Origin of the sequence: Mycobacterium persicum, assembly GCF_002086915.1 — a bacterium.
GTDB classification, from domain to species: Bacteria; Actinomycetota; Actinomycetes; order Mycobacteriales; family Mycobacteriaceae; genus Mycobacterium; species Mycobacterium persicum.
Window position 1 is genome coordinate 1,516,689 of record NZ_MWQA01000001.1, and the last position, 2,342, is coordinate 1,519,030.

Sequence of the window (2,342 nt, forward strand, 5' to 3'; positions counted from 1 at the left end):
GCTGCTGCTGAGCCTGTTCGCCCACGCCGTGCCCGGCAACGCCGGACTCTCCCTGGCCAAAGCCATCGAAGAACGCTCCACCCAACCCTCCCAACTGCTGGTACTGCTGATCATCGGCGGCGCCCTGATGGGCTGCGCAGCCTCCATCCGCGAAATCGTCAAAGAACAAGCCATCTACCGCCGCGAACACGGCATCGGCCTATCCACCAGCGCCTACCTAGCCTCCAAACTCGTCGTCCTGACCGCACTCACCACCATCCAAGGACTCATCCTCGGATTCCTGGGCCCGGCGTTCCTGCCCGCACCGGACCAATCGGTCGTGCTGCCCTGGCCGACACTCGAGGTGGCGGTGGCCGTCGTTGCGGTCACCGTGGTCTCGATGATCATCGGCCTGCTGATCTCGGCGCTGATCGGCAACGCCGATCGGGGCATGCCGCTGCTGGTCCTGGTGGTCATGGCCCAACTGGTGCTGTGCGGCGGCATGTTCGGTGTCAAAGGCCGGCCCCCGCTCGAGCAACTGGCCTGGCTATCCCCATCCCGATGGGCCTACGCCATGGCCGCCGCCACCGTCGATCTCAACGACCTGCGCCGCACCGCGGGCGGGGACCAGGATCCGCTGTGGGACTACAAGGTCAGTAGCTGGCTGTTAGCCGCCGGAGCTTGCCTGGTCCAGGCGATCGTGCTGGTGCTGCTCATCGCCGTGCAACTCAGGCGTCTCGACCCGCAACGCAAAGCCCGCAAGTGAACCGGGCTTTCAGACGTGCTTGATGACGAACGGGACCCCGCTGACGGCCAGCGAACCGCAGGAGAGCTGTACCGACAACAGCCGGTATCCGATGTAGTACACCCCGTAGGACCAGGCGCGTCCGGCGCTGGTACGCCACTGCGCCGGGAACGTTGCCGCAAACCCGACCAAGGCGGTCATCACGAACATGACGGCGATGTGGGTCTTCGAGCCGGTCCCGGCCGTGGTAGGCATCTGTCTCTTCCTTCCTCGACAGCTGACTCGACAGCTGACTCGACAGCTGAAGAGAGCTTCTGCCTACCCGCTTGCCGCATTCTTGCGGACTTCTTGGCGCCGACCGGCCCCCCGGAAAGTACGCGCGCCGGGCGGGTGCGGGAAGCGGGGTCCCAGCGATCCGCGACGCGGTTGTCGGATCGCGGTGCGGGTGCCGGTCTTCCGCCGGCCCCGGGCCATTTCCGGGCCATTTGCGGGCCATTTCCGGACCTCGCCGCTGACGCGCTCGGCTGACTGGTGTTGATAGTGTCGGCGGCATCGCGGCGTGACCGGGAGGATCAGCGATGAGTGACGCGCAGGGCTCGCGAGTCGGGTCGACATTCGGGCCCTACCGCCTGAAGCGGCTGTTGGGCCGCGGCGGGATGGGCGAAGTCTACGAGGCCGAACACACGGTCAAAGAGTGGACCGTCGCGGTCAAGCTGATGTCGGAAACCTTCACTAAGGACCCGGTGTTTCGGGAGCGGATGAAGCGTGAAGCGCGCATCACCGGCCGGCTGCAGGAACCCCACGTGGTGCCCATCCACGACTACGGCGAAATCGATGGGCAGATGTACCTGGAGATGCGCCTCATCGAGGGCACCGACCTGGACCACATCCTCAAGCGCTTCGGCCCGCTGACCCCGCCGCGAGCGGTGGCCATCATCACCCAGATCGCCTCCGCCCTCGACGCCGCCCACGCCGCCGGCGTGATGCACCGCGACGTCAAACCGCAGAACATCCTGGTCACCCGCGACGACTTCGCCTACCTGGTCGACTTCGGCATCGCCAGCGCCACCACCGACGAAAAGCTCACCCAATTGGGCACCGCGGTGGGCACCTGGAAATACATGGCGCCTGAGCGCTTCTCCAACGACGAAGTCACCTACCGCGCCGACATCTACGCGCTGGCCTGCGTGCTGCATGAATGCCTGACCGGGAGTCCGCCCTACCGCGCCGACAGCGCCAGCATGCTGGTCACCGCTCATTTGATCGAGCCCATCCCCCAGCCCAGCACCCTGCGGGCGGGCATCCCCAAGGCCTTCGACGCGGTGATCGCGCGCGGTATGGCAAAAAAGCCCGAGGACCGTTACGCCAGTGCCGGAGACTTGGCGCTGGCCGCCCACGAAGCGCTCAGCGACCCCGATCAAGACCACGCTGCCGACATCCTGCGCCGCAGCCAGGAAGCCACCCTGCCCGGCCCGCCCACAGCCGTCGCGCCGCCGACCATGCCGGCCACCGGGATGGCACCTTCGGCATCTCCGGCCCCCGCCGCGCCGGCACCGCGACCTACCGGCCAGCGGCAGCCGTATTACCCCGCCGCGGCCGGTTCGGGGCCCTCGTCGGG

2 protein-coding genes and 1 pseudogene are annotated in these 2,342 nt (G+C 67.3%); 2 read left to right on the plus strand and 1 reads right to left on the minus strand.

The window, feature by feature from the left end:
• On the plus strand, positions 1 to 745 hold a 745-nt coding region (locus B4U45_RS06735), incomplete at its 5' end, for an ABC transporter permease (protein ID WP_219859357.1).
• 9 nt (positions 746 to 754) lie between these two features.
• Here B4U45_RS06735 and B4U45_RS06740 read toward each other — a convergent pair.
• Entirely contained in the window at positions 755 to 979 is a 225-nt protein-coding gene (locus B4U45_RS06740; protein ID WP_075545527.1) for a hypothetical protein, read from the minus strand.
• A gap of 323 nt (positions 980 to 1,302) precedes the next feature.
• Between B4U45_RS06740 and B4U45_RS06745 the strand changes: the two are divergent.
• Positions 1,303 to 2,342, plus strand: a pseudogene (locus B4U45_RS06745) (serine/threonine-protein kinase); the annotation flags it as partial.